The sequence below is a fragment of the Sphingomonas sp. DG1-23 genome (assembly GCF_030730875.1).
In the GTDB taxonomy this organism is placed as follows: Bacteria; Pseudomonadota; Alphaproteobacteria; order Sphingomonadales; family Sphingomonadaceae; genus Sphingomonas.
Genome location: NZ_JAVAMA010000004.1, coordinates 211885 through 236210 on the forward strand (window position 1 = coordinate 211885; position 24326 = coordinate 236210).

Consider the following 24326-nt stretch of genomic DNA (forward strand, 5'->3'; position numbering starts at 1 on the left):
GTTCAGCGCCTCCTGAAATCGGCTGCGCGCTTCTCGGCAAAGGCGGCGCGGCCCTCGCGGGCGTCCTCGGTCGCGAAGCAGATAGCCTGCAAGTCGCGTTCGTACTCGATCGCCTTGTCCCACGGCATGGTGAAGGCGGCGCGCAGGTTGAGCTTGGCGGTTTCCGCGGCGATCGGCGCGCGCGACGCGATCACGGCGGCGATCTCGTGCGCGCGCTCCGCGAGGCGATCCGGCGCCAGCACCTCGCTGACCAATCCCCAGGCCAGCGCGCGATCGGCGTGGATCATGTCGCCGGTCAGCAGCATCATCGCGGCGTTCGACGTGCCGACCGAATAAGCCAGCCCCGCCGCCATGCCGCCGCCGCCGATCCAGCCGAGCTTGATCTCGGGCGCGGCGAAGCGCGCGTTGGTCGAGGCGATGCGGATGTCGCAGGCCATCGCCGTCTCCAGCCCGCCGCCCAGCGCATAGCCGTTGATCGCGGCGATCACCGGCTTGCGGCAGGCGCGCAACGCGTCGCAATAATCGGCGCGGTTGCGGAAATCCCACGCCGTCGCATAGCCGTCGAGCGTGGTGATGTCCGATCCGGCGCTGAACGCCTTTTCGCCCGCGCCGGTGACGACCACGGCGCGCACCGCATCCGAACCGTTGCACTCGGCGACCGCCGCGACCAGCGCGTCGGCCATCGCCGGAGTCATCGCGTTCAACTTGTGCGCGCGATCGATCAGGATCGTCGCGACGCGATCCTGAATGGTGAACCGCAGGTCTTCGCTCATGTCTCCGCTCCGGGCGTGTGATGTCGGGAATAGGCAGCCTCGACCGCGTCGAGCACCGGATCGGCGGGCGCGCCGTCGAGCAGGCCGGCGCGCAGCAGCGCCGATGCTTGGGTCTGGAAGGCGATGGCGTGGTTGTGGCGCGGGCGGACCAGTGCCGCCTCGATCGTCGCGCGCGTCGCGCTGTAGAAGCCCATGGCCGCGGCATCGACCTGCGGGTCGGCCCAGGCGGATCGCAGCGAGGGTTGGCCGTCATGCGCGGGAATGAAGCCGCGCTGCACCGAATCGGACATCAGCCGGCGGAGATGGTCGAGCAATTGCGGCGTCACCTTGGCGCGGCGCGAAACGGCGATGCCGGTGCCGCCCAAGGTCGAGCCGATCCGCCCGCCGGGGCCGCGTGGCGCATCGGCATAGGCAATCGCGCCCTGCGCCGAATAATTCACATAGCCATAGATCAGCGGGCACAGCACCGGGCCGTCGCCCGATGCCATCGCCTCGAGCATCGCGATCGGATTGAGTCCGGCGGCGCGGCGCGAGGCGTCGCCGGCGAGGCGCGTGAGGATCGTCCAGGCTTCGCGCGCGACCCTGCGATCGATGAAGCTGTCGCGTGGCTGTGACGATTCGGCACCAAGCGCGCCGCACAACGACTGGAAGCTGAGCGCGGCATGCGGACCGGCGAGCGACAAGGCAACCGGCGCGCGTTCGGCGAGCGCGATCACTTCGTCCCAACTGGCGGGCGGGGCTTCGGCCATGTCGCGGCGGCAGGCCATAACCTGCGTCGCCGCATCGAGCGGCAGCGCCCAGTGGCGCCCCGCATAACGATAGCTCGCCAGCGACGGGCCGATCGCCGCCGCATCCAGCCGCGCAAGCTCGTCCGCCGCGAACAGATCCTCGAGCGGGACGAGGCACTCGGCGGCGACGGCCTCGCCGACATGCGGATGATCGAGCACGACGAGGTCATAGAGCGCGCATTGCTCGCCGATCGGCCGCGATTCGAAGCCTTCGAGCGAATGCTTGTCCCACGCGATCCTGACATCGCGCGCGGCCTCCGCCGCCGCGGCGAGCGCATTGTAGCCGCGCGGGTGTTCCCAGGTCAGGCCGCGATATTCGGGGATCATGCGTGCTGGCGGACCACGCCCGATTCGACCAGCCGGTCGATCGCGTCGCGATCGAGGCCCAATTCGGTCAGCACCTCGCGACTATGCTCGCCGACCAAGGGCGCGCCGCGGTCGATCCGCGACGGGGTTTTCGAGAAGCGGATCGGGAAGCCCGGGGTCTTCACCCGGCCCTCGGTCGGATGGTCATATTCGACGAAGGTGCCGTTGTGCCGGATCTGGGGATCGTCGACCAGATCGGCATAGCCATAGACCGGGCCGGCCCAGATATCGGCGGTGCGGAAGCGCTCGAGCCATTCGGCGCTGGTCGCCGTCAACAGCCTGGCCTTCACCGCGGCGAAGATCGCGTCGCGCTCGGTCCAGCCATGGGTCTGGTCGTCCATTCCCGCGAAAGCGGGCTCGTCGAGCAATTCGCCGAGCTTGGCGAGCGGCGCCATCGCCAGCGTGATATAGCCGTCTTTGGTCTCGAACACGCCGTAGGGCGCGCGGATATAGCTGTGGGCGTGCGCCTCGGTCGAGCGCGCCTGCGGCTTGCCGCCGACGGTGAACACCGACAATTCCTGCATCTGGATCGTGGCGATCGCGTCGAGCATGTTGATCTGGACCAACTGGCCCTCGCCGGTGCGCTCGCGGTGGAACAAGGCGGCGAGCGCGCCCTCGAACGCCGAATAGGCGGTCACGGCGTCGACCAGATATTGCCCGGCGGGCGAGGGCGGCTGCCCCTCCGCGCCGGTCGACAGCATCGCGCCGGACATGCCCTGCAGCAGCAGATCCTGCCCCGGATAGAGGCGATAGGGGCCGTCCTCGCCATAGCCCGACATCGAGATGTAGATCAGCCGCGGATTGATCGCCGACAATGTCGCATAATCGACACCCAGCCGCTCGGCGACGCCGGGGCGGTAATTCTGCAGGAAGACGTCGGCGGTCTTGACCATCTCGACCAGCAGCGCCTTGCCTTCGGGCGCCTTGAGATCGACTGCGAGCGAACGCTTGTTGCGATTGAGCGAGAGGAACGAGACGTTGATCTGGTTGCCGGTCGCGCCGCCGGCGGCGGCGTGGCGCTGCCATTCGCCGGTGATCGGCTCGACCTTGATGACGTCGGCGCCGAGATCGCCCAGCCGCTGCGCGGCGAACGGGCCGGCCATCGCGATCGAGCAATCGAGCACGCGGATGCCGCTGAGGATATTCATGATTGGCTGGTCCTTCAGGCCATGATCCAGCCGCCGTTGACGTGCAGCGTCTGGCCGGTGATGAAGCTCGCCTCGTCGGCGGCGAAAAAGGCGATCGCCGCGGCGATGTCCTCGGCCGATCCGCGCCGCTTGATCGCCTGCGCGTCGAGGACCATGCGGTTATAGCCTTCGGGGTCGGGATGGATCTTCTCGGCGTCGGTCGGGAAGGCGCCGGGGGCGATCGCGTTGACGGTCACGCCATAGGGGCCGAATTCGCGCGCCCAGGCGCGGGTCAGGCCGATCAATGCCCCTTTTGAGGCGACATAAGGCGAGAGGTTCGCCCAGCCGCCCGAGATGGTGATGCTCGAAATGTTGACGATGCGGCCGAAGCCGCGGTCGCGCATTCCCGGCAATGCCGCCTGCACCGCGACGATCCCGGCGTCGACGTTGACCCGCTGGACGAGCTGGTGCTCCTCGATCGAATAGTCCTCGAAGGGTTTCGACGGATAGATCGCGGCATTGTTGACCACGATGTCGAAGCCGCCGGTCTCGCCGGTCAGCCGGTCGAGTTCGGCGCGGAAGCCGGCGAGGTCCGAGAGGTCCGCGGTCGACACGATCAGCCGTCCGGCGTCGATCGCGGCGGCGGCATCGCGCAGCTTCGCCACCTTGGCCGGATCATTGTCGACCGCGACCACGGTCGCGCCGCGCCGCATCAGCAACAGGCTGGTGTCGAGGCCGAGCCCGCCCGCCGCACCGGTGTAGAGGATCCGGCGGCCCTTCATGCGCCGCGTCCGGGGATGGCGGGGAAGTTGCCGCTGGGCTGCGGATATTCCTCTTCCGGCTGGCGGGCGACGCGCTCGATCCGGGCGACGGCGTCGGCCACCGCCGCCGCGTCGGGCAATATCCGCAACACGGTGTCGTAGCGACGCTCGTCGCCATGCTCGAGCCAGATCAATTCGCCGCGCTCGCGGGCGAAATCCTTGCCGAGGACATGGTTCGTCGAAGGCTCAATGCCCATCGCGTAATGACCGGCGTGAAAGTTCTGCCACTGATACATTGCCGGGAACTGGCGCTTGAGCGTCTCTACCTCGAAGCCGAAGCCGAGCGCCTCGTTGACCAATGCGACATTGACCCGGCCGTCGCCGTCGGCGGCCATGTCGTGCTGCCAGACCTGCTCGTGGAAATTCAGGATCGGGGCGGGCATGGTGCGATAGCCGACGCCCTGCGCTTCGTATTTGTCCGCATGCGCCGCCCACAGCACCTCGCGGATCGGTGCGACGTAGCGCGATCCTTCCGCCAGCACCGGATGGCCGGCGTTGATGTGATAGCAATACATATGCGGGGTGCGGTAGAAACCATGATTGACCACGCGATCGTGCATGCGGATTTCGTCGCTGCCGACATTCGCCTCGATGCGGCGGATCAAATGCAGATCCTCGCCGAACACGGTCGATTGCTGGACCACGCCCTCGGCCCACAGCACGCATGCGTCGCCGTCCCAGCGCTCGCCATAGCCGGTGAGGCGCGCGGGGATCGTGCCGACGCGGCCGTGGAGCGACGACGACACGGCCTTGCGCGGGCCGTAGAAATAATGGCCGGCGGGATCCTCGTGCATGAACAAAGTGTGGTCGAGGCCGCAGGTGATGTTGAGCCCGGACATCGAGCGGAACCAGCCGAGCCCGCCTTCGCCTTCATAGTCGTGGAGACTGGGATGGCGGAACCCCGCGGGCGAGTGCCAGCCGACCGCGCGGCCGGAATGCTCGCACTCGGCGATGTCCATCGCGCGATCGACCAGCACGGTGAAGCGCAAGCCGGTGCCGGTGCGGAATTCGAGCCGGCGGACGCCGCGCTCCACCCCGTCGCCGAGCGTCGACAGCTGGACGCCGGCGAATTGCGACAGGCTGCCGGTGCGCTCGGCAAGCGCCCGCCGCGACAATGTCTCGCCGAACAGCGCGACCACCAGCCCCTCCACGTAGAATTTATAAGACGTATGATGTCTAACCGGTGATTTGGGCTTCGTCAAACGCTACGCGGGAGCGGACCGTATTCAGCGCAGGGGCAAGGATCGGCCGCTGGTGTCACCTCGGGGGCCATCGGAGCCGAGGGGCGCGGCCTCGATGCGGAGTCGGGCGTGACCGGGGCATAGGGCGGGGCGCTTCCCGACTAGCGCGCCCGATTGAAGTAGCTGGTGGTGATTTCGGGCTGGCCGTTCAGATTGAGCCAGACGACGGTCTCGGTCATCGTTTTGCCGTCGGCAGCGACCACATAGGTCCGGGTCGTGCGGGGCATATGGTCTTTGTAAAAGGCAGCGACCATCACGTTCGATGCGGGCACACGCGTGGCGAGCATGTCCACGCCCGGATAGCCTTGGCTAGGCGCTGCCGTGCCATCCAGCGGATAGGTGCCTTCTGCCCGGATCGGCGAACCGTCGCCACCGGTCACCTCGAGAGTCGTCCGCCATTTGCCCTGGCCGGCATCACTATAGGTGATGGTTACCGCCTTGGGACGCTTCTCGGGGGGAAACGGCATTCGAGCGACGTCGAGCTGCCAGGTGCCGAGGAGCGGCGAGGGCGCTTGCGACTGCGCTGCGGCGGGGAGCGCCAGGATCACACCTGCGAACATCAGGGACGAAAGAAGTCGCGTCATCGCATCTCTCCAATATCGGCACGGTCGGTCAGGATCGAATCTTCGCAAGCGCGCCGGTCTTGCGGCGCAGGCATGGATTCCAGCGGCGCCGCATCTGCCTCGAACGCTTTCGATTTCGAGCCGCGATTAAAACAACATATGTAGACTTAAGAGTCAATCACGGCCCCGGAGGGCATCGCGCGGATCGCACCGCGGTATAGCGGGGAGGCATAGGGCTATTAATGCAAGCTCTCGCAGATGTCGCATTTGTCCAATCGGACAATCGGACTCGCGGTTAAAAGGGATGGGCGAGCAGGTTCCGCAGGCGGGGGCCGGGGAGCCCGGACGAGACTCCGTCCGGGCTCCAGTTCGCAATTATGGTTTTCCGAGCTGGATTGTTCACAAGCCACGCAATGCGGGATGCTCCGCGTCGTTGGCGCAACCGGGAGGTCTGAAACGTGCGAAATGCGCCACTGACGGCCCCCGGGGCACGTATGCTGCGTGCGGCTCGGGGCGAACTGGCCCGTTGGCTGAGAGGCTTGGGCGAGATGAGCCGAACCCTCTTCCCGGAAGAGTTTGCAGGGCAGGGCCCTCGCACGCCCGCACCCAAGCTCGCAAATAAGGTCGCCGGCGATGGCCGGGCGCCCGGGCTATTTCGGCAAGAGATCCGCTGAAGCGATAGCCGCGCGACACCGAAACGGGGCGGCAATCTCGAGACTGGCATAGTCTAGCGCTGCGCGAGCGCGGCGTCGCTGGCGAGCCTGTCGGCGCGCTCGTTGTCGGGATGGCCGGCATGACCCTTGACCCACACCCATTCGACGCGGTGCGGTTTCACCGCCGCCAGCAATTCCTGCCACAGATCGGCATTCTTGACCGGCTTCTTGTCCGCGGTCCGCCAGCCATTTTTGAGCCAGCCATGGATCCACTTGGTCAGTCCGTCCATGACGTAGCGGCTGTCGGTCGACAGCGTGACCCGGCACGGCCGCTTGAGTGCCTTGAGGCCCTCGATCGCCGCCATCAGCTCCATGCGGTTGTTGGTGGTGAGCGGCTCGCCGCCAGACAGCTCCTTCTCGACGCCGCCCATCCGCAGCACTGCGCCCCAGCCGCCGCGCCCGGGATTGCCTTTGCACGCGCCGTCGGTGGCGATTTCGACATGCTGAAGTTCGGTCATGCGAAAAGCGCGTCGCCGTTCGCCGCGTAGAAGTCCAGCCGTCGCAGATAAGCGAGTGGATCTTTCCGGGTGACGAGCGCGCCGGCGGGGGTGTTGAGCCAGTCCCAGGCGCGCGTGAGGAAGAAGCGCAGCGCCGCGCCTTCGGCGAGAATCGGGAGGGCGGCCCGCTCGGCATCGGAAAGTCCGGCACTGGCGGCATAGCCTTCGACCAGCGCAGCGCCGATCGCCGGATCGTAGTTCTCGCCGCGCGCGTCGAATGCCCAGGCGCCGTGCATCACTGCGAGGTCATAGGCGCGGATATCGGTGCAGGCGAAATAGAAGTCGATCAGTCCGGTCACGCGATTGCCGAGCATCAGGACGTTGTCGGGAAAGAGGTCGGCGTGGATAGCGCCACGCGGCAGATCGGCGGGCCAGCCGGCGAGGATCGTGTCGAGCGCCTTGCCGGCGCGATCGTAGAGGCCGGGCTGGATCGTATCGAGGTCGCGCCCGCAGCGCTCGAACAAAGGTTGCCATGCCTCCACGCCCATCGAATTGGGCCGATCGCGCACGAAATCCGCAGTCGCCTTGTGCATCTTGCCCATCGCCTCGGCGGCGGCGCGGGCCTGGGCCGGGGAGGGGTGCGAGACCGAGACGCCCGACAGGAACTGGATCAGACAGGCGGGCCGGCCCTCGAGCTGGTGGATCAGCATGCCGGCGCGATCGGGCACCGCGGGCGGGACCGGCAATCCCTTCTCGGCGAGGTGATCGAGCAGCGCCATGAAATAAGGCAAGTCATCGGCCGCGACGCGCTTCTCGTAGAGCGTCAGGATGAAGCGGCTCTTGCTGGTGTCGACGAGATAGTTCGAATTCTCGACGCCCTCGGCGATGCCCTTGGCGGAGACGAGCTCGCCGACGTCGAACTTCGCGAGGAAGTCCGTCAGCGCTTCCGCCGATACCTGCGTGTAGACCGCCATGTTCGCCCCTCGTCATCCCCGCGAAAGCGGGGACCCATCTCCCGGATGGACCGCGCGCGCAACTGCAGTTGTGCTTGGGGAAGCGATAGGAGACGGGCCCCGGCTTTCGCCAGGGTGACGCGAATCAGGCCGCTTCCAACCCGCGCGGCAGCTTGAAGGCGATATTCTCGGCGACCGTCTCGACTTCGCGCTCGGCCACCGCGAAACGCGTGCCGATCCGCTCGACGACTTCGCGCACCAGCAATTCGGGGGCGGAGGCGCCGGCGGTCAGCCCGACCCTGGTGACGCCGTCGAACCAGGCGAAGTCGATATCGTCGGCGCGCTGGATCAGCGTGGCGCAGGTGCCGCCGCGCACCGCGACTTCGACCAGCCGCATCGAATTGGACGATTTGGGCGAGCCGATCACCAGCACCAGATCGACCTGCTCCGCGAGCGCCTTGACCGCGCCCTGACGATTGGAGGTTGCGTAGCAGATGTCGTCGGCGCCCGGCGCGAGGATCGCTGGGAAGCGCCGCTTGAGCACCGCGAGCATCGCCGCGGTATCGTCGACCGACAAAGTGGTCTGGGTGAGGAAGGCGAGGTTCTCGGGATCGGCGATCGCCACCGCCTCGGCGTCTTCCACCGTCTCGATCAGCGTCATCGCGCCTTCGGGCACCTGGCCGAAGGTGCCGATCACTTCGGGGTGGCCGGCATGGCCGATGAACAGGATGTGCCGCCCGGCCGCGACCAGCCGCTCGGCCTGGCGATGGACCTTGGAGACCAGCGGGCAGGTCGCGTCGAGATAGGAGAGGCCGCGTTCGGCCGCCTTGGCCGGAACCGCCTTGGGCACGCCGTGCGCCGAGAACACCACCGGTACGCCGTCCGGCACCTGATCGAGCTCCTCGACGAAGATCGCGCCCTTCGCCTTCAGGGTGTCGACGACATATTTGTTGTGGACGATCTCGTGGCGCACATAGACCGGCGCGCCGTATTTCTCGATCGCGAGCTCGACGATACGGATCGCGCGGTCGACCCCGGCGCAGAAGCCGCGGGGGGCGGCGATGAGCAGTTCGAGCGGCGGTTTGGCGGTCGCATCCATGGCAGGCGGGCTCTACGCGATTGCTTGCGCGGGCGAAAGCCGGTTCCTATGGTGCCGCGGTTTCCGGGCTGCGCGTGCGCGGCCCGTTGTTCCGTCTGAAAGGTGTACCGCCCGTGTCGCTCGCCAAGCTCGCCGTCCCCGCCATGATCCTGCTGGCCGCCGGCGGCTGCTCCCGCACCGGCGAGATCGCCGAGGGCGGCATCACCGCGGTGCGCTCGGCCTGCCCGCATATCGGCGTCCCGGCCGGCACCGGCGACGTCACCTTGTTCAATCCGGCGAACAGCCGCGAGGCGAGCGCGATCGACGTGACCGCGGTGCTCACCAACGTCCAGTCGACCTGCGACGAGACCGGCCCGCAGATCCTCGCCAACGTGACCTTCGACGTGCTGGCACGCCGCAATCAGCCGGGCCCGGCGCGCGACGTGACCTTGCCCTATTTCATCACCGTCGTCCGCGGCGGCACCAACGTCACTGCCAAGCGCATCGGCCAGGTCACGGTCCGCTTCGCCGAGGGCCAGCTCCGCGCGCAGGTGAGCGGCCAGGCGAACGCCAGCATCGATCGCGCCGCGGCGACCTTGCCCGAGGAAGTGCGCCAGCGGCTGACCGAGAAGCGCAAGGCCGGCGATCAGGCGGCTGCGATGGACCCGCTCGCCGATCCGACGATCCGCTCGGCCGTGCTCGCCTCGACCTTCGAGGCGCTGGTCGGCTTCCAGCTCACCGAAGATCAGCTGAAGTACAACGTCACGCGCTGATTGTTCCTCTCCCGCTTGCGGGAGGGGCCAGGGCGGTCGCGACGGGGAGGTCGGCGCGTCTCACGCACGTCGGACCCTCCCCCGACCCCTCCCGCAAGCGGGAGGGGAGATTTTCGAGCAGGGCCGAGCCGCCGTTTCGCGATTGACTCGAATCACCCGCCCGGCCAAGGCTCGCGGCGTCGATGGCGGGGAATCGCCATAGGCACGCGCGGGAGAGTGGCGGTCCTTCGAGGAGCGCCCGCCGAAGGAGCAACCGCCCCGGAATCTCTCAGGCATCAGGGACCGCGCGCGCTGTGACACTCTGGAAAGCGCCGCCCGAAAGGGTAGGCCACCGAAGGGGTAACCCGGGACTGCGGTCCGGGGGAAAGCTCTCAGGTTCCGTGACAGAGGGGGCGAGGGACTTTGCGCACGATCGGTGCGTTCGGTCGCTCGTTTATCCTTGTGCGGAGTGCCCCCGATGAGCCGAGACGTCCATAATGGCCCGACCGACGAAACCCAGGCCCGCGGCACGGCGTACAGCCATGACGCCGATGCGGGGGAGGAAGCCGTCGCGCTCCAGCAGCTTCCGCTCGACGGCTGGCACCGCGCGCGCGGCGGCCGGATGGTGCCGTTCGCGGGATATGAGATGCCCGTCCAATACGAAGGCATCATGGCCGAGCATCTCTGGACGCGCGAACATGCCGGGCTGTTCGACGTCAGCCATATGGGCCAGCTGCTGTTCTCGGGTCCCGGTGTCGATGCCCAGCTCGAGACGCTGCTGCCGGGCGATCTCAAGGGGCTGAGCGAAGGGCGGATGCGCTATTCGCTGCTGCTCGCCGAGAATGGCGGGATCCACGATGATCTGATGGTTACCCGATTGCCGGCCGATAATGGCTTCGAGACCGAGGCGGGCGACTTCTACATGGTCGTCAACGGCGCCTGCAAATGGGACGATATCGGAGTGTTTCGCGAATTGCTGCCCGACGAGGTCGGGATCAGCCATCTCGACGAGCAGGCCTTGCTGGCGCTGCAGGGCCCCGAAGCAGCGGCTGCGCTCGAGCGCATCGTGCCGGGCGTCGCCCGCCTCGTGTTCATGACCGCCGCCGCATTCGAATGGAACGGCAATCCGCTCTGGATCAGCCGCTCGGGCTATACCGGCGAGGACGGGTTCGAGATCTCACTGCCCGGCGACGCTGCCGAGGCGTTGGCGGAGGCTCTGTGCGCCCAGCCGGAGGTCAAGCCGATCGGGCTCGGCGCGCGCGATTCGCTGCGGCTCGAAGCGGGGCTGCCGCTCTACGGCCACGACCTCGACCTGGAGACCACCCCGGTCGCCGCCGATCTCGGCTTCGCGCTGTCGAAGCGCCGGCGCGAGGAGGGCGGTTTCCCCGGCCATGCCCGGATCATCGCCGAGCGCGAGGGCGCCGCGATCGTTAAGCGCGTCGGTCTGATCGTCGAGGGCCGCCAGCCGGTCCGCGAAGGCGCGGCGGTGGTCGATTCCGACGGCACCGAGGTCGGCAAGGTGACCAGCGGCGGGTTCGCACCGTCGGTCGAGAAGCCCATCGCCATGGCCTATGTGCCCGTCGCGCTCGCCGCGTCCGGCACCCGGATCACGCTCGCCCAGCGCGGCAAGGTTCATCACGCGGAGGTCGTGGCGATGCCCTTCGTCCCGCATCGCTATGTCAGAAAGGGGTAATATGAGCCGCTATTTCACCGAAGATCATGAGTGGATCGAAGTCGACGGCGATACCGCGACGGTCGGGATCACCGAATATGCGCAGAGCCAGCTCGGCGACATCGTGTTCGTCGAGACCCCCGAAGAGGGCAAGACCGTGAGCAAGGGCGACGACGCCGCGGTGGTCGAGAGCGTCAAGGCCGCGTCGGACGTCTACGCCCCGGTCGCCGGCACGGTGATCGAAGGCAATGCCGCGCTCGCCGACAACCCGGCCCTCGTCAACGAGGATCCCGAGGGCGAAGGCTGGTTCTTCAAGCTCACGCTGGCCGATGCGGACGAGCTCGACGGCCTGATGGACGAGGCCGCATATCAGGATTTCGTGAGCAAGCTCTGAGTTCCAACCGTCATGCCGGACTCGTTCCGGCATCCACGGTGCCGCGGCGGCAGGGCTAAAGGTTCGAGACCAGCCCTTGCCGCACGGTGGACCCCGGCACTTCGGCCGGGGTGACGATGATTGTCATGGCCGCCGGCCGGAGATGTAAATTGCGCTATCTGCCCCTTACCCCGTCCGACCGCACGGCGATGCTCGCCACGATCGGCGCCAATTCGGTCGATGATCTGTTCGTCGACGTGCCCGAGATCGCGCGGCTCGACGGGCCGGTCCATGGTCTGCCCCTTCACGCCAGCGAGCTCGCGGTGGAGCGGCACATGACTGCGCTGGCGCGGAAGAACCTCGCCGCGGGCGAGGTTCCCTTCTTCCTCGGCTGCGGGGCGTATCGCCATCATGTGCCGGCGTCGGTCGATCATCTGATCCAGCGCGGCGAGTTCCTCACCGCCTATACGCCGTACCAGCCCGAGATCGCGCAGGGCACCTTGCAGGTGATGTTCGAGTTCCAGACCCAGGTCGCGCGGCTGCTCGGCTGCGACGTGGCGAACGCGTCGATGTACGACGGCTCGACGGCGTGCTGGGAAGCGATCGTGATGGCGCGGCGGGTGACGAAGCGCGGCAAGGCGATCCTCTCGGGTGGGCTGCATCCGCATTATGTCTCGGTCGCCAACACGATGGCGAAGTTCACCGGCGACCAGCTGGTCACGTCGCTGCCGACGCTGTCACCCGAGCCCGACACGCTCGACCTGATCGATGCGATCGACGACGACACCAGCTGCGTGGTGGTCCAATATCCCGACATTCTCGGCCGGATCGAGGACATGAGCGCGCTCGCCGAGGCATGCCATGCGAAGAAGGCGCTGCTGGTCGCAGTCGTGACCGAACCGGTCGCGCTGGGGGCGATAAAGTCGCCGGGCGAGATGGGCGCGGACATCGTCGTGGGCGAGGGCCAGTCGCTGGGCGTCGGTCTGCAGTTCGGCGGGCCCTATGTCGGGCTGTTCGCCTGTTCGGACAAGCTGGTCCGCCAGATGCCGGGGCGGCTGTGCGGCGAAACGGTCGACGCCGAAGGCAAGCGCGGCTTCGTGCTGACCTTGTCTACGCGCGAGCAACATATTCGCCGCGAGAAGGCGACCTCGAATATCTGCACAAGCTCCGTGCTGTGCGCGCTGGCGATGTCGGCGCACATGACCTTGCTCGGCGAGAAGGGGTTGCGCCGGCTCGCCGGGATCAACCATGTCGCCGCGAGCGCCGCTGCCGACCGGCTGACCGAAGTCGCCGGCGTCGAACTGGTCACCGATCGCTTCTTCAACGAGTTCACCCTGAAGCTGTCGAAGGAGGCGCGTCCGGTCGTCCGCGCGCTGGCGGACAAGGGCATCCTCGCCGGCGTGTCGCTCGGCCGGCTCTACCCCAATGCCCCCGATCTCGCGAACGGGCTGGTCGTCGCGGTCACCGAAACCACCACCGGGGAGGACGTCGAGACGCTTGCCTCCGCGCTCGAGGAGGCGCTGGCATGAGCAACATCAATCAGTCGGGCTGGCGCCCCACCACCCCGCAGGCGGGCGAAGCTTCGGACGGGACCTTCACGGGCAACCGCGCGCTGATGCTCGAAGAGCCGCTGATCTTCGAGATCGGCTCGACCGAAACCACCGGCGTCGATTTCGATCCTCCCCGTGCTCCTGCGAAAGCAGGAGGCCAGGGTGAGTCTGCCCGTGGCTCCGGGCTCCTGCTTTCGCAGGAGCACAGGTTGGGCAATCTGACGCGCGAAAAGAAGATCGGGCTTCCCGGCCTGTCGGAGCCCGAAGCGGTGCGCCATTACACCCGGCTCAGCCGCCAGAATTACGCGATCGACCTCGGCCTCTTCCCGCTCGGCTCGTGCACGATGAAGCATAATCCGCGGCTCAACGAGCGGATGGCGCGGCTTCCCGGATTCGCCGATCTCCACCCGCTGACCCCGGTCGATGCGTGCCAGGGCGCGTTCGAAGTGATCCATCAGCTCGCGCACTGGCTGGTGACGCTCACCGGCATGCATTCGGTGGCGATGAGCCCCAAGGCGGGCGCGCATGGCGAGCTTTGCGGCGTGCTCGCGATCCGCGCGGCGCTCGATGCCAAAGGCGAGCAGGCCCGTAAGGTGCTGCTGGTACCCGAGAGCGCGCACGGCACCAATCCGGCGACCGCGGCGTTCGCCGGCTTCTCGGTCGAGGACATCCCCGCGACCGAGGCGGGCCGGGTGAACCTCGAAGCGCTCAAGGCGCGGCTGGGGCCGGACGTGGCGGGCGTGATGATCACCAACCCGAACACCTGCGGGCTGTTCGAGCCGGACATGAAGGCGATCTCCGACGCGGTCCATGCGGCCGGCGGCTTCGTCTATTGCGACGGCGCCAATTTCAACGCGATCGTCGGCCGGGTCCGCCCGGGCGATCTCGGCATCGACGCGATGCACATCAATCTGCACAAGACCTTCTCTACGCCGCATGGCGGCGGCGGGCCGGGCTCGGGGCCGGTGGTGTTCTCCGAAGCGCTGACGCCGTACGCGCCTCTGCCGTTCGTCGAGAAGCAGGGCGATCATTTCGTTCTGGTCGAGGAAGAGACGGCGGGCGAGCATCACGCATCGAGCTTCGGCCGGATGGTCGCGTTCCATGGCCAGATGGGCATGTTCACCCGGGCGCTGACCTATATCCTCAGCCACGGCGCCGACGGGCTGCGCCAGGTCGCCGAGGATTCGGTGCTCAACGCCAATTACATCCTGCGCTCGATGGAGGATGTGCTCGACGCGCCCTTCGCCAAATCGGGGCCGTGCATGCACGAGGCGATCTTCAGCGATAAGGGGCTGCCCGAGGGATTCTCGACGATCGATGTGGCCAAGGGGCTGATCGACGAGGGATTCCATCCGATGACGGTATATTTCCCGCTGGTCGTGCACGGGGCGATGCTGGTCGAGCCTACCGAGACCGAAAGCAAGGCCACGCTGGATCAATTCATAGGCGCCTTCCGTTCTGTGGCCGAACGGGCTAAGGGCGGCGATCTCGCGATCAAGACCGCGCCGCATTTCGCGCCGCGCCGGCGACTCGACGAGACCCTCGCCGCGCGCAAGCCGGTGCTGGTGTACAAGGAGCCCCAACGGGCGGAAGCGGCGGAATAGCCGCGCAGGAGTTTGATTACCGAATGACGTATAACGATACTTTCCGCGACCGCGCCGGTCGCTCGGCCGATGCCAAGAAGGCGCTGCTCGAGAAGCTCAAGGCCGCGCCGAAGCTGAGCGAGGCCGAGCTGGCCGAGCGCAAGGCCGCGCGTCTGGCGCGCGAGAAGGCCGAGGAAGATGCGCGCGCGGCGAAGCTGGCGGCGATCCAGGCCGAGAAGGATGCGATCGAAAAGGCCAAGGCCGACGCCGAGGCGGCGAAGCTCGCGGCGCAGCGCGAAGCCGAGGCGCAGGCCGCGGCCAAGGCAGCCGAGAAGGCCGAGGCGGCACGGGCAGCCAAGGAAAAGCTGGCCGCATCGTTCATGCTGCCGAGCAAGGGCAGCGAGAGCCGCTACCCGGCGCGCAAGGGCAAGAAGTAAGCGCTTCGGTGCGCCCGGCATGAGCCCCCGCCGCTACGCCCCGGCCACCGAACGCAACCGCGAATCGATCGCGGCGGTGCTCGCGGCCGAATTGCCGACGAGCGGGCTGGTGCTCGAGATCGCCAGCGGCAGCGGCGAGCATTGCGCCGCCTTTGCCGAGCGATTTGCCGCGCTGCAATGGCAGCCGAGCGATCCGGAGGAAGCGGCGCGCGCGTCGATCGACGATTGGTGCGCCGAACGGCCGAATGTCCTGCCGTCGCTCGCGCTCGACGCCGCGGCGGAAAGCTGGCCGATCGCTGCCGCGGACGCCATTCTCTGCGTCAACATGGTGCATATCAGTCCGTGGGAAGCGACCCTGGGGCTGATGGCGGGGGCGAGGCGGCTGCTCGCGCCGGGCGCGCCGCTGGTGCTTTATGGGCCGTATCGCCAGCGCGACGTGCCCACCGCCGAATCGAACGAGGCGTTCGACATCTCGCTCAAGGCGCGCGATCCGCGCTGGGGGCTTCGCCATGTCGAGGACGTATCGGCCGCCGCCGCGACGCGTGGACTGGCGCTTCAGCGGGTCGTGACGATGCCCGCGAACAATCTGACATTGGTGTTCCGGCGGAATTAGATCTGTCGCTGTCAAATCCCCCTCCCTTCAAGGGTGGGGTTAGGGTGGGTAGCCTCGGGCGAGGCTCGATGCCTCGTCCGAGGCTTGCTGCTGCGAGGCCGCTGAGTCCCTTGAGCGCGCAGACGCGCGCACCCACCCCCCGGCCCCTCCCTGCAAGCAGGGAGGGGAGCCAAATGAGTCTTTACGAAGCCGCGGCGTCGCTGACGCCTTCGGTGTTGCGCAGGTGGAGCAGGCGCTCGCGCCAGACGATGTAGAGCCCGCTGGCGATGATGATCGGCGCGCCGAGCCAGGTCCATGGCGTCGGCCAGGCGCCGAAGATCAGCCAGCCGTAGAAGGTGCCCCAGATCAGGCTCGAATAATCCATCGGGATCACGGTGGAGACCGGCGCGAAGCGCACCGACGCCGTGAGCGCGAGCTGCGCGACGCCGCCGACCACGCCGATCGCGACGAGGTTCGCCCATGTCACCCAATCGTGCGACTGGAGCTGGAAGGCATAGGCCACGCCGAGCGGCGGCAGCGACAGTACCGAAAACCAGAAGACGGTGGTGCCGGCGCTCTCGGTCTTGCCGATCTGGCGCAGGGTGATCGCGACGACCGCGACGAACAAAGCGGCGAGCAATCCGACCACCGCGCCGAATAGCGGAAACTGGCCGCTGCCGGGCTGGGCGACGATCAGCACGCCGGCGAAGCCGAGGATCACTGCGCCCCAGCGGTGCCAGCCGGTCTTCTCGTGGAGCACCAGCGCGCCGAGAATGGTGGCGAAGATCGGCACGGTGAACTGGAGCGTCGTCGCCTCGGCGAGCGGCAGCAGCAGCACCGCGCCGAACGTGAAGACCATGCCGGTGAGGCCGATCGCCGTGCGGGTGACATGCGCGCCGAAGCGGCTGGTGCGGATCGAGCCGAGGCCGGGCCCCATCATGATCCACGCAGTGACGATCGGCACCGCCCAGAGCTGGCGGTGGAACATCGTCTCGACCAGAGTCGCGCCGCGCGTTTCGGCGAGCTTGATCAGCGCCGACATCGTCGACAGGCACAGGATCGCGATAAGACGCAATGCCAAGCCTTTGAAGACGCTTTCGGTTCGCGCTGGTGCCACGCCCGCCCGGTTAGGCGGCGGTGTTGCGCCGCACAACCCCGCATAGGTGCTACCCAGCGCGCGATTCCCCCGCTAATCGGGCGGCATGATCAAACACGCTCTCAACGTCACCCGCGAACAGGATTTCGCCGCCTGGTATCAAGCCGTCATCTCGGAGGCCGATCTGGCCGAGGAGAGCGGCGTGCGCGGCTGCATGGTCATCCGGCCGTGGGGATACGGCATCTGGGAACGGATCCAGCGGCTGCTCGACGATCGCATCAAGGCGACCGGCCACGAGAATTGCTATTTCCCGCTGTTCATCCCGCTCTCCTATTTCGAAAAGGAGGCCGAGCATGTCGACGGTTTCGCCAAGGAGATGGCGGTGGTCACGCATCACCGCCTCGTCCAGAAGGACGGCAAGCTCGTTCCCGATCCCGAGGCGAAGCTCGAAGAGCCGCTCGTCGTGCGGCCGACCTCGGAGACGGTGATCGGCGCGGCCTTTTCGCGCTGGGTGCAGAGCTGGCGCGATTTGCCGGTGCTGATCAACCAATGGGCGAACGTGGTGCGCTGGGAGATGCGCACCCGGATGTTCCTGCGCACCTCCGAGTTCCTCTGGCAGGAGGGGCATACCGCGCATGCCAGCGAGGCCGAGGCGCGCGAGGAGACGATGAAGATCCTCGAACTCTATCGCAGCTTCGCCGAGGATTGCCTCGCAATGCCGGTGGTCGCGGGCGAGAAGCCCGAGAATGAGCGCTTCCCCGGCGCGGTCTCGACCTATTCGATCGAGGCGATGATGCAGGACGGCAAGGCGCTCCAGGCGGGGACCAGCCACTTCCTCGGCACCACTTTCTCGAGCGCGCAGAACATCAGGTTCCAGAACGCCGAGGGCGAGCTCGAGCTGGCGCAGACGACGAGCTGGGGCGTCTCGACCCGAATGATCGGCGGCGTGATCATGGTGCACGGCGACGACGATGGCTTGCGCGTGCCGCCGCGGATCGCGCCGTGGCAGGTGGTGATCGTGCCGATGCTGCGCGATCAGCCCGAGGATTCCGAGATCGTCGCTTATTGCAAGACGCTGCAGCAGGAATTGTCGGTGTTCGGCGTGTTCGGCGAGCCGGTTCGCGCGCTGCTCGACCTGCGCCCGGCCAAGGCGGCGACCAAACGCTGGGGCTGGGTCAAGAAGGGCGCGCCGATCGTGATCGAGGTCGGCGGGCGCGACATGGCCGGCGGCAACGTCTCGGTGATCCGCCGCGACCGGCTCTATCGCGAGGACGGCAAGCTCGACAGCATCGTGGTCGCGCGGGGGCAGTTCGTCGACGAGGCGACGCAGATGCTGGAGAGCATCCAGCAGGCGCTGCACGCGCAGGCGCGCGCGCGGATGGACGCCAATATCCGCCGCGACGTGAGCGATTTCGCCGCGCTGGAAGCGGCGTTCGAAGGCGACAAGCCGGGCTGGCTCGAAGTGAACTGGTCGCGGCCGAGCGGTGCCGAGCTCGACAAGGTGGTCGAGCGGCTCAAGGCGCTCAAGCTCACCTTCCGCAACGTGCCCGGCGACGCCGCAGCGGCGGAGGGCGCGTGCATCTTCACCGGCGCGCCCGCGGTCGAGCGGATTTTGGTCGCGCGTGCGTATTGATCTTCCCCGGATCGTCGTCCCGGCGTTCGCCGGGATGACGGGGTAGGGCTGGTGCGCACGCTTTTTTCCACGCTGCTCTATCAGCAGAAGCTCGGCGACGACGCGTTGATCGAGGAGCTCGAAGCCTCGTGCCTTCAGCTCGCCCAGGACGATCGGGCGGGGCGCAGCTGGGCGAAGGAGCATGGCTATCAGGGCTATACCTCCTACGCCTCGCTCGACGATCTGCCGATTCGCGATCCCGCATTCGCCGATTTGAAGCGCCTGCTCGACAAGCATGTCGCGAAGTTCGCCGAGGCCTGCGGGTTCGATCTGGGCGGCAGGAAGCTCAAGCTCGACAGCCTGTGGGTCAATGTCCTGAACGGTGGCGGCGGGCATAGCGGGCATGTCCATCCGCACAGCGTGGTCTCGGGAACGGTCTATGTCGCGCTGCCCTCGGGCGCGCGCGGGCTGCGGCTCGAGGATCCGCGGCTGGCGATGATGATGGCGGCGCCGCCGCGGCGCGCCGATGTCGCCGAGGCGCTGCGCAGCTTCGTCGAGGTGGTGCCCGAGCCGGGTACGGTGCTGCTCTGGGAGAGCTGGCTGCGGCATGAGGTGCCGCCCGGATCGGGCAAGGGCAAGAGGATCAGCGTGAGCTTCAACTATCGCTGGTAGCGGGAGGGGGGACATGGTCGATCGACGGACGTTGCTCGCCGGTGTGCTGATGCTTCCGGCGGCGGCGCGCGCCGGGGAGCAATGGGACGCGATCGTCGATCCGCGCACCGGCACGCTCGGCAAGGCGCTCGATCAGGCCGCGGTGGCGGGGGGGCGTCCCTTTCGGATATTGGTGCGCGAAGGCGCCTTGGTCGAGAAGCCGACGATCACCGTTCCCAACGTCACGATCGTCGGAAGCGGGCGGAACACCGTACTCAGCTTCGGCAGCTATGCCGGGCTCAAGCACCCCGACGGCGCCAATACGGGCACCGGGCGCACCGGCACGCTGACGCTGGCCGCGCCGGGAACGACGCTTCGCAACCTCACCATCCGCAACAGCTTCGATTATATCGGTGCGAAGCGCGACAGCGCCGGCAATGGCGCGCAGGCCGTGGCGCTGGTGATCGGGCGCGAAGCCGACCGGACGCTGATCGAGCATTGCTGGCTCGAAGGCTATCAGGACACGCTCTACGTGCAGGGCCGGTCGCGGATCGCCGACTGCCGGATCGCCGGCGGCGTAGATTTCATCTTCGGCGGCGCGGCGGCTTGGTTCGAGCGCTGCGAGATCGTCACCCGCTTCGTCCCGAACGTTCCCGAATTCGGCTATCTGACTGCGCCGAGCACGCCGCTGGACCAGCCTTTCGGACTGGTCTTCTCGCATTGCCGCCTGACCCACGAGCCCGGCGTCCGCGCCCGTTCGACCTGGCTCGGCCGGCCGTGGCGCGCGGGCGGCGACATGAAGCTGACCGGGCAATCGGTGTTTCTGGATTGCTGGATGGGCGCGCACATCAAGCGCGCGGGCTGGACGTGGATGGGCTATAAAGGCCCCGACGGCGGGCAGCGCCGGCTTCCTCCCCAGGAAGCGCGGTTGTACGAACATGCCAGCCGCGGGCCAGGGGCGGGGCCCGCTTCGCCGACGCGGCGCTTCCTGAGCGCGACGGAGGCAGCGCAATTCACGCGCACGAACATACTCGGCGATTGGAACGGTTTGGGTTAGGGTGCTGCGGCGGGGGGCGTCTGGAGGAAGCGATGTCTCGCATCACCTTGTTCGCCGCGGCGCTGGCGGTCACCATCCCGGCTGCAGCGCTCGCGCATCACGGCTGGAGTTCGTACGACGAGAGCAAGCCGCTCACCGTCACCGGCGCGCTGCAAAAGGTCGCCTGGTCCAATCCGCACGGCAGCGCCGAGATGCGCTGGCAGGGCAAGCAATGGCATGTCGTGCTCGCGCCGGTCGCCCGAATGGAAGCGCGCGGGCTGACCGCGGCGATGATCGACAAGGGCCAGACGGTGACCCTGACCGGCTATGCCCGCAAGGACGGTACCGCCGAGATGCGGATCGAGCGCGTCCAGGCCGGCGGCAAGACGATCGAGCTGCGCTGAGGCGTGGACGCAGCGCTGCTGACCTTCGCTTCATGGCTCGACGCGATCGGCGTGGGGCAATGGGCGAAGGGCAGCGCGTGGGTCTATCCGCTGGTGAACAGCTTGCACCTGCTCGGGCTGGTGATGCTGGTCGGCGGTATCGGCGTGGTCGATCTGCGGCTCGCCGGATTCTGGCGCGGCCTGCCTGCCGCCGCGTTGTCGCGTGCGCTGACGCCGATTGCGCTTGTCGGGCTGGCGCTGCTGGCGACTAGCGGGACGGTGTTGTTCGCAGCCGATGGCACGGCACTGGCGCGCTCGGTGACCTTTCACCGCAAGCTGGTGCTGATCGCGCTCGCGCTCGCAAATGCGCTGCTGTTCCGGCTGGTGTGGCAGCGGCGGGTCGAAGCCGGCGAAGAGGTGCCGCCGCTGATCGGGCGAGCGAGCGCGCTGGGGTCGCTGGCGATGTGGCTGGGCGTGGGAGCGTTGGGGCGCCTGATCGCCTATAGCTGAGCCGGGTCAGCAGATGACGAGGGTCAGTGAACGCATCAGGCTGCGTTCGATCGGTGCGTCGAAGCGGCAGCCGATAGTGTCACCGTCGTTCCACACCACCGTCGCGGCGATCGGCAGGCCGCCATGAAGGCGCAGCCACAGGCGTTCGCCTTCGGGATGTTCGCCGGCGCAGGCGAGGCGGCAGCCATAGACCGAGAGATCGTCGAGCGTGGCTTCGACCGCGGCTTCACCCTGTTTGCGGACGGTGGCGCGGCTGACAAGGATACGGTGACGCGGCGCGCTGCGCTGTTCGACGAGCGCAGGTCCTACCGTTCGATACTGCGAAAGCCTCGTTGCCATGTTCGTCCTGCCCCCGGCGGAAACGCTAGGGAGCAGTTATCAACAAGTGGTTAAGCGAATGTTGCAGTCCACCACCGGGTAAATGCGTCGCGCTCGGCGTCGGTCAGGTGCAGCCCGAGCTTCGAGCGGCGGAACAGCGCGTCGTCGGGGGAGCGCGCCCATTCGCGGTCGTGCATCCAGCGCGCCTCGATCTCGGTCAGGCCCGCGCCGAACGCTCGGCCCATCGCCGCTTCGTCGCGCGCGTCGCCGAGCAACTCGCCGATCAAGGTGCCATAGGCATGCGCCATCCGCCGCGCGCGATCCTCGCCGAGAAACGGCCAGCGCGCCCGGACATGATCGAGATGCAGATCGAACCCCGCGATCATCCCGCCGGGAAAGGCCCGCGCACGCGTGCGGCAACGCGGCGCGATGCCGAGCAGCGGGCCGATCTTGTCCATCGCCTCTTCGGCAAGCGCGCGGGCGGTAGTGATCTTGCCGCCGAAGACCGAGAGAAGCGGCGGGCCTTCGCCGTCGAGCTCGAGCACGTAATCGCGGGTGACTGCCTGCGCCCGGTCGGCGCCGTCGTCATGAAGCGGGCGCACGCCGGACCAGCTCCACACAATATCGGCGGGCGAGACCTGTCGCGTGAAATAGCGGTTCACCGCGTCGCAGAGATATTGGATCTCCTCTTGCGAACAGACCGCATCTTCGGGGCGCTCGACGGGTATGTCGGTGGTGCCGATCTCGGTGAAGCCGCCCTCATAGGGGATGGCGAAGACGATCCGCCGGTCGGGCTGCTGGAGGATATAGGCATGGTCGCCTTCGAACAGCCGCGGCACGACGATATGGCTGCCTTTGACGAGACGAACCTGCGACAGAGTCGCAATAGATAGCGTATTGAGAATCGTTCGCACCCAAGGTCCGGCGGCGTTGACCAGTCCTCGCGCCTCCACGACGCGTCCGTCGGACAGGCGCGCGCGCCATATGTCGCCGGCGCGATCGGTGGAGAGGAGTTCGGTACGCGTCGCGACTTCGGTGCCGTGGGCGGCGGCGTCGAGGGCATTGGCGAGGGTGAGGCGGGAGTCGTCGACCCACGCGTCCGAATAGACGAACCCGCGATGCTCGCCGGCGAGGGGGGCAGTGAACGCGGTGTCGGTGGGTCTCAGGCTGCGCGAGCGCGGCAGCGAAGATCGGCCGGCGAGCATATCATAGAGCCACAGCCCGGTGCGGACGACCCACCACGGCCGCACCGAATGGGCATGCGGCAGCACGAAGGTGAGCGGTCGGATCAGGTGCGGTGCGGCTTCGAGCAGCCGCTCGCGTTCGTGGAGCGCTTCGCGGACGAGGCGGAACTCGTACGTTTCGAGATAACGCAGCCCGCCATGGATCAGCTTGGTCGAGGCCGAGGAGGTGTGGCTGGCGATATCGTCTTTTTCGACCAGCAGGACCTTCAGGCCGGCGAGCGATGCCTCGCGGGCGATCGCGCAGCCATTGATCCCGCCGCCGACGATGAGGAGGTCGTACGCCACCGCGACATCGCTAGAGCAAATCCGAAGCGGGATCGAGCAAGTGTTGCAGCGGCTTGCGGACGAGGAAGATCAGCAGCGCGCCGCCAAAGGCGATCGCCGCATCGAGGATCCAGAAGCCGGCATTGCTCATCTGATCGTAGAAACCCCCGACCCAGCCCATCAGCGTCGACCCGACGAACAGCGAGAGATAGGCGCCGCCCATCAAGGTCGAGGTGAAGCGCTCGGGCGCCGCCTGCGAGATCAATGCGAGCAGGATCGGCCAGAACCACATGAACGCCACGCCCATGCCGAAGAAGCCGGCGAGCGCCCAAAGCACCGAAACTCGGCCGTCCGCCCCCGCGGTGGCGCAGCCCAGCGCGAAGAGCAGTGCCGAGGCGCCGATGATCACCGATCCGATGCCCATCTTGGCGATGCTGCCCGGCTCGCGCCCGCGCCGCGCCTGCCACGCCCAGAGCGCTACGAGCGGCGTCGCGATGGCAATGCTCGAAAAGGCCTCGACTGAATTGAACCAGCTCGCCGGGACGGCGCCGAACGGCGAGAGCAAGTCGACATGCTGATCGATCCAGACGATCCCGATGTTCCAGATCATCGGATAGGCGATGTTCGCCGGGATGGTAAGCGCGATCAGGCCGATCAGCGCCCAGGTCCGCCGCCGTTCGTGCGCGGTCAGCGGCGGCAGGGCGACATGGTCGACTCGTTTCGGCTCGACATCGACGAAATGACGCTGTCCGGCGAGATAGATGCAGAAGGCCACCAGCATCACTGCGGCGGCGAGCGCGAAACCCGCATGCCACCCATAGATCGCCGCGACGCTCCCCGCGCCCAGCGGTCCGAGCACCGCGCCGATATTGATGCCGGTCGCATAGAGCGTGAAGCCGCGGGCGCGCAGCGATTCGGCTTCGGCGGGGTAGAGCGCGCCGACCTGCGCCGCGATATTGCCCTTGAGGCAGCCCGAGCCGAGGATCAGCATCACCAGAGCGACGAGAAAGGTCGTATCGAACGACATAGCCAGATGCCCTGCGCTCATCAGCAACGCGCCGAGGATCACCGTCCGCCGTGCGCCCAGCCAGCGATCGGCGAGTAACCCGCCGAGGATCGGGGTGAAATAGACCAGTCCGCTATACCAGCCGAAGATCAGCGAGGCGAAAGCCTGGTTCGATATCGGGCCGCGCAGTTCGAAGAGGCCGCGCAGCTGCGCGAGCCCAAGGACTTGCCCGGCATGATCGGGCAGGAGCAATTGCTTGACCAGATAGAGCGCGAGAAGTCCGGTCATCCCGTAATAAGAGAAACGTTCGGCCAGCTCGGTCGCCGCGAGAAAAGCGAGACCCTTGGGGTGGGCGGCGCGGGGTATAGTGCTGTCAGTCATCGTCGC

General features: G+C 67.4%; 25 protein-coding genes and 1 riboswitch. Of the genes, 12 read left to right on the forward strand and 13 right to left on the reverse strand.

Features of this window, described 5'->3' with window-relative positions:
• Positions 1-2: 2 nt before the first annotated feature.
• From Q9Q95_RS08550 to ispH, 9 genes are all read right to left on the reverse strand, one after another.
• Entirely contained in the window at positions 3-773 is a 771-nt protein-coding gene (locus Q9Q95_RS08550) for an enoyl-CoA hydratase/isomerase family protein (RefSeq protein ID WP_306095976.1), read from the reverse strand.
• Positions 770-1888: an extracellular solute-binding protein gene (locus Q9Q95_RS08555; RefSeq protein WP_306095978.1), complete on the reverse strand. Its 1119-nt coding sequence runs from the start codon at positions 1886-1888 to the stop codon at positions 770-772. The genes Q9Q95_RS08550 and Q9Q95_RS08555 overlap by 4 nt, the downstream gene beginning before the upstream one ends.
• A complete protein-coding gene (locus tag Q9Q95_RS08560) occupies positions 1885-3075 on the reverse strand; it encodes a CaiB/BaiF CoA-transferase family protein (RefSeq protein WP_306095980.1) in 1191 nt (396 codons plus the stop codon). Before Q9Q95_RS08560 ends, Q9Q95_RS08555 begins: the two co-directional genes overlap by 4 nt.
• A 14-nt stretch (positions 3076-3089) precedes the next feature.
• Positions 3090-3836: an SDR family NAD(P)-dependent oxidoreductase gene (locus Q9Q95_RS08565; protein ID WP_306095981.1), complete on the reverse strand. Its 747-nt coding sequence runs from the start codon at positions 3834-3836 to the stop codon at positions 3090-3092.
• Positions 3833-5014: an aldose 1-epimerase family protein gene (locus tag Q9Q95_RS08570; protein ID WP_306095983.1), complete on the reverse strand. Its 1182-nt coding sequence runs from the start codon at positions 5012-5014 to the stop codon at positions 3833-3835. Before Q9Q95_RS08570 ends, Q9Q95_RS08565 begins: the two co-directional genes overlap by 4 nt.
• 203 nt (positions 5015-5217) lie before the next feature.
• Entirely contained in the window at positions 5218-5700 is a 483-nt protein-coding gene (locus Q9Q95_RS08575; RefSeq protein WP_306095985.1) for a hypothetical protein, read from the reverse strand.
• A gap of 706 nt (positions 5701-6406) precedes the next feature.
• Positions 6407-6850, reverse strand: a complete 444-nt coding sequence (gene rnhA / locus Q9Q95_RS08580; RefSeq protein ID WP_306095986.1) for a ribonuclease HI — start codon at positions 6848-6850, stop codon at positions 6407-6409.
• Positions 6847-7803 carry a homoserine kinase gene (gene thrB, locus Q9Q95_RS08585; RefSeq protein ID WP_306095988.1) on the reverse strand — a complete coding sequence of 319 codons (957 nt, stop codon included), beginning with the start codon at positions 7801-7803 and terminating at the stop codon, positions 6847-6849. The genes rnhA and thrB overlap by 4 nt, the downstream gene beginning before the upstream one ends.
• Before the next feature lie 124 nt (positions 7804-7927).
• Entirely contained in the window at positions 7928-8881 is a 954-nt protein-coding gene (gene ispH / locus Q9Q95_RS08590; RefSeq protein ID WP_306095990.1) for a 4-hydroxy-3-methylbut-2-enyl diphosphate reductase, read from the reverse strand.
• A 143-nt stretch (positions 8882-9024) separates the two neighbouring features.
• On the opposite strand from ispH, the gene Q9Q95_RS08595 reads away from it, so the two are divergent.
• From Q9Q95_RS08595 to Q9Q95_RS08625, 7 genes are all read left to right on the forward strand, one after another.
• Entirely contained in the window at positions 9025-9633 is a 609-nt protein-coding gene (locus Q9Q95_RS08595) for a hypothetical protein (protein WP_306096351.1), read from the forward strand.
• Between the two features lie 199 nt (positions 9634-9832).
• A riboswitch (glycine riboswitch) is annotated at positions 9833-9928 on the forward strand.
• A gap of 162 nt (positions 9929-10090) precedes the next feature.
• The gene (gene gcvT / locus Q9Q95_RS08600; protein WP_306095993.1) at positions 10091-11305 is read left to right on the forward strand and encodes a glycine cleavage system aminomethyltransferase GcvT; all 1215 of its coding nucleotides are present in this window, start codon (positions 10091-10093) and stop codon (positions 11303-11305) included.
• A 1-nt stretch (position 11306) separates the two neighbouring features.
• On the forward strand, positions 11307-11678 hold the full coding sequence (gene gcvH, locus Q9Q95_RS08605; RefSeq protein ID WP_306095994.1) for a glycine cleavage system protein GcvH: 372 nt from the start codon (positions 11307-11309) through the stop codon (positions 11676-11678).
• Positions 11679-11827: 149 nt separating this feature from the next.
• On the forward strand, positions 11828-13186 hold the full coding sequence (gcvPA, locus tag Q9Q95_RS08610; RefSeq protein WP_306095996.1) for an aminomethyl-transferring glycine dehydrogenase subunit GcvPA: 1359 nt from the start codon (positions 11828-11830) through the stop codon (positions 13184-13186).
• Complete coding sequence (gene gcvPB, locus Q9Q95_RS08615) at positions 13183-14811, forward strand: aminomethyl-transferring glycine dehydrogenase subunit GcvPB (protein WP_306095999.1); 1629 nt, start codon at positions 13183-13185, stop codon at positions 14809-14811. The genes gcvPA and gcvPB overlap by 4 nt, the downstream gene beginning before the upstream one ends.
• A 23-nt stretch (positions 14812-14834) precedes the next feature.
• A complete protein-coding gene (locus Q9Q95_RS08620; RefSeq protein WP_306096000.1) occupies positions 14835-15227 on the forward strand; it encodes a DUF6481 family protein in 393 nt (130 codons plus the stop codon).
• 19 nt (positions 15228-15246) lie between these two features.
• Complete coding sequence (locus tag Q9Q95_RS08625) at positions 15247-15840, forward strand: DUF938 domain-containing protein (protein ID WP_306096002.1); 594 nt, start codon at positions 15247-15249, stop codon at positions 15838-15840.
• Positions 15841-16021: 181 nt separating this feature from the next.
• Here the strand turns inward: Q9Q95_RS08625 and Q9Q95_RS08630 are convergent, their stop codons facing one another.
• Positions 16022-16900 (reverse strand): DMT family transporter, encoded by an 879-nt coding sequence (locus Q9Q95_RS08630; protein ID WP_371876717.1) that lies wholly within the window; start codon positions 16898-16900, stop codon positions 16022-16024.
• A gap of 121 nt (positions 16901-17021) precedes the next feature.
• Between Q9Q95_RS08630 and proS the strand changes: the two genes are divergently transcribed.
• Genes proS through Q9Q95_RS08655 form a run of 5 tightly spaced genes read left to right on the forward strand, consistent with a single transcriptional unit; the run spans position 17022 to position 21107 of the window.
• Entirely contained in the window at positions 17022-18548 is a 1527-nt protein-coding gene (gene proS / locus Q9Q95_RS08635; protein WP_306096006.1) for a proline--tRNA ligase, read from the forward strand.
• A 51-nt stretch (positions 18549-18599) separates the two neighbouring features.
• The gene (locus Q9Q95_RS08640) at positions 18600-19199 is read left to right on the forward strand and encodes a TIGR02466 family protein (RefSeq protein ID WP_306096008.1); all 600 of its coding nucleotides are present in this window, start codon (positions 18600-18602) and stop codon (positions 19197-19199) included.
• A 13-nt stretch (positions 19200-19212) separates the two neighbouring features.
• Positions 19213-20235 (forward strand): pectinesterase family protein, encoded by a 1023-nt coding sequence (locus Q9Q95_RS08645; protein ID WP_306096010.1) that lies wholly within the window; start codon positions 19213-19215, stop codon positions 20233-20235.
• A 32-nt stretch (positions 20236-20267) separates the two neighbouring features.
• On the forward strand, positions 20268-20618 hold the full coding sequence (locus Q9Q95_RS08650) for a DUF6152 family protein (protein ID WP_306096012.1): 351 nt from the start codon (positions 20268-20270) through the stop codon (positions 20616-20618).
• Between the two features lie 3 nt (positions 20619-20621).
• Positions 20622-21107, forward strand: coding sequence for a DUF6644 family protein (locus Q9Q95_RS08655; RefSeq protein ID WP_306096014.1), 486 nt, complete (start codon positions 20622-20624; stop codon positions 21105-21107).
• A 6-nt stretch (positions 21108-21113) separates the two neighbouring features.
• Here Q9Q95_RS08655 and Q9Q95_RS08660 read toward each other — a convergent pair whose 3' ends face one another.
• From Q9Q95_RS08660 to Q9Q95_RS08670, 3 genes are read right to left on the reverse strand one after another with little or no spacing between them, the layout of a single operon-like run.
• Positions 21114-21446, reverse strand: a complete 333-nt coding sequence (locus Q9Q95_RS08660) for a PilZ domain-containing protein (RefSeq protein WP_306096015.1) — start codon at positions 21444-21446, stop codon at positions 21114-21116.
• Positions 21447-21496: 50 nt separating this feature from the next.
• On the reverse strand, positions 21497-22954 hold the full coding sequence (gene glpD, locus Q9Q95_RS08665; protein WP_306096017.1) for a glycerol-3-phosphate dehydrogenase: 1458 nt from the start codon (positions 22952-22954) through the stop codon (positions 21497-21499).
• Between the two features lie 10 nt (positions 22955-22964).
• A complete protein-coding gene (locus Q9Q95_RS08670) occupies positions 22965-24320 on the reverse strand; it encodes a peptide MFS transporter (RefSeq protein ID WP_306096019.1) in 1356 nt (451 codons plus the stop codon).
• Positions 24321-24326: the final 6 nt, after the last annotated feature.

Coding starts and splice junctions, on each gene's coding strand:
- Q9Q95_RS08595 (WP_306096351.1), top strand. CDS start 9,025: ATGATCCTGCTGGCCGCCGGCGGCTGCTCCCGCACCGGCGAGATCGCC.
- Q9Q95_RS08660 (WP_306096015.1), bottom strand. CDS start 21,446: ATGGCAACGAGGCTTTCGCAGTATCGAACGGTAGGACCTGCGCTCGTC.
- Q9Q95_RS08560 (WP_306095980.1), bottom strand. CDS start 3,075: ATGAATATCCTCAGCGGCATCCGCGTGCTCGATTGCTCGATCGCGATG.
- proS (WP_306096006.1), top strand. CDS start 17,022: ATGATCAAACACGCTCTCAACGTCACCCGCGAACAGGATTTCGCCGCC.
- gcvT (WP_306095993.1), top strand. CDS start 10,091: ATGAGCCGAGACGTCCATAATGGCCCGACCGACGAAACCCAGGCCCGC.
- gcvPB (WP_306095999.1), top strand. CDS start 13,183: ATGAGCAACATCAATCAGTCGGGCTGGCGCCCCACCACCCCGCAGGCG.
- Q9Q95_RS08620 (WP_306096000.1), top strand. CDS start 14,835: ATGACGTATAACGATACTTTCCGCGACCGCGCCGGTCGCTCGGCCGAT.
- Q9Q95_RS08575 (WP_306095985.1), bottom strand. CDS start 5,700: ATGACGCGACTTCTTTCGTCCCTGATGTTCGCAGGTGTGATCCTGGCG.
- gcvH (WP_306095994.1), top strand. CDS start 11,307: ATGAGCCGCTATTTCACCGAAGATCATGAGTGGATCGAAGTCGACGGC.
- Q9Q95_RS08550 (WP_306095976.1), bottom strand. CDS start 773: ATGAGCGAAGACCTGCGGTTCACCATTCAGGATCGCGTCGCGACGATC.
- Q9Q95_RS08625 (WP_306096002.1), top strand. CDS start 15,247: ATGAGCCCCCGCCGCTACGCCCCGGCCACCGAACGCAACCGCGAATCG.
- rnhA (WP_306095986.1), bottom strand. CDS start 6,850: ATGACCGAACTTCAGCATGTCGAAATCGCCACCGACGGCGCGTGCAAA.
- ispH (WP_306095990.1), bottom strand. CDS start 8,881: ATGGATGCGACCGCCAAACCGCCGCTCGAACTGCTCATCGCCGCCCCC.
- Q9Q95_RS08645 (WP_306096010.1), top strand. CDS start 19,213: ATGGTCGATCGACGGACGTTGCTCGCCGGTGTGCTGATGCTTCCGGCG.
- Q9Q95_RS08650 (WP_306096012.1), top strand. CDS start 20,268: ATGTCTCGCATCACCTTGTTCGCCGCGGCGCTGGCGGTCACCATCCCG.
- Q9Q95_RS08555 (WP_306095978.1), bottom strand. CDS start 1,888: ATGATCCCCGAATATCGCGGCCTGACCTGGGAACACCCGCGCGGCTAC.
- thrB (WP_306095988.1), bottom strand. CDS start 7,803: ATGGCGGTCTACACGCAGGTATCGGCGGAAGCGCTGACGGACTTCCTC.
- Q9Q95_RS08670 (WP_306096019.1), bottom strand. CDS start 24,320: ATGACTGACAGCACTATACCCCGCGCCGCCCACCCCAAGGGTCTCGCT.
- Q9Q95_RS08565 (WP_306095981.1), bottom strand. CDS start 3,836: ATGAAGGGCCGCCGGATCCTCTACACCGGTGCGGCGGGCGGGCTCGGC.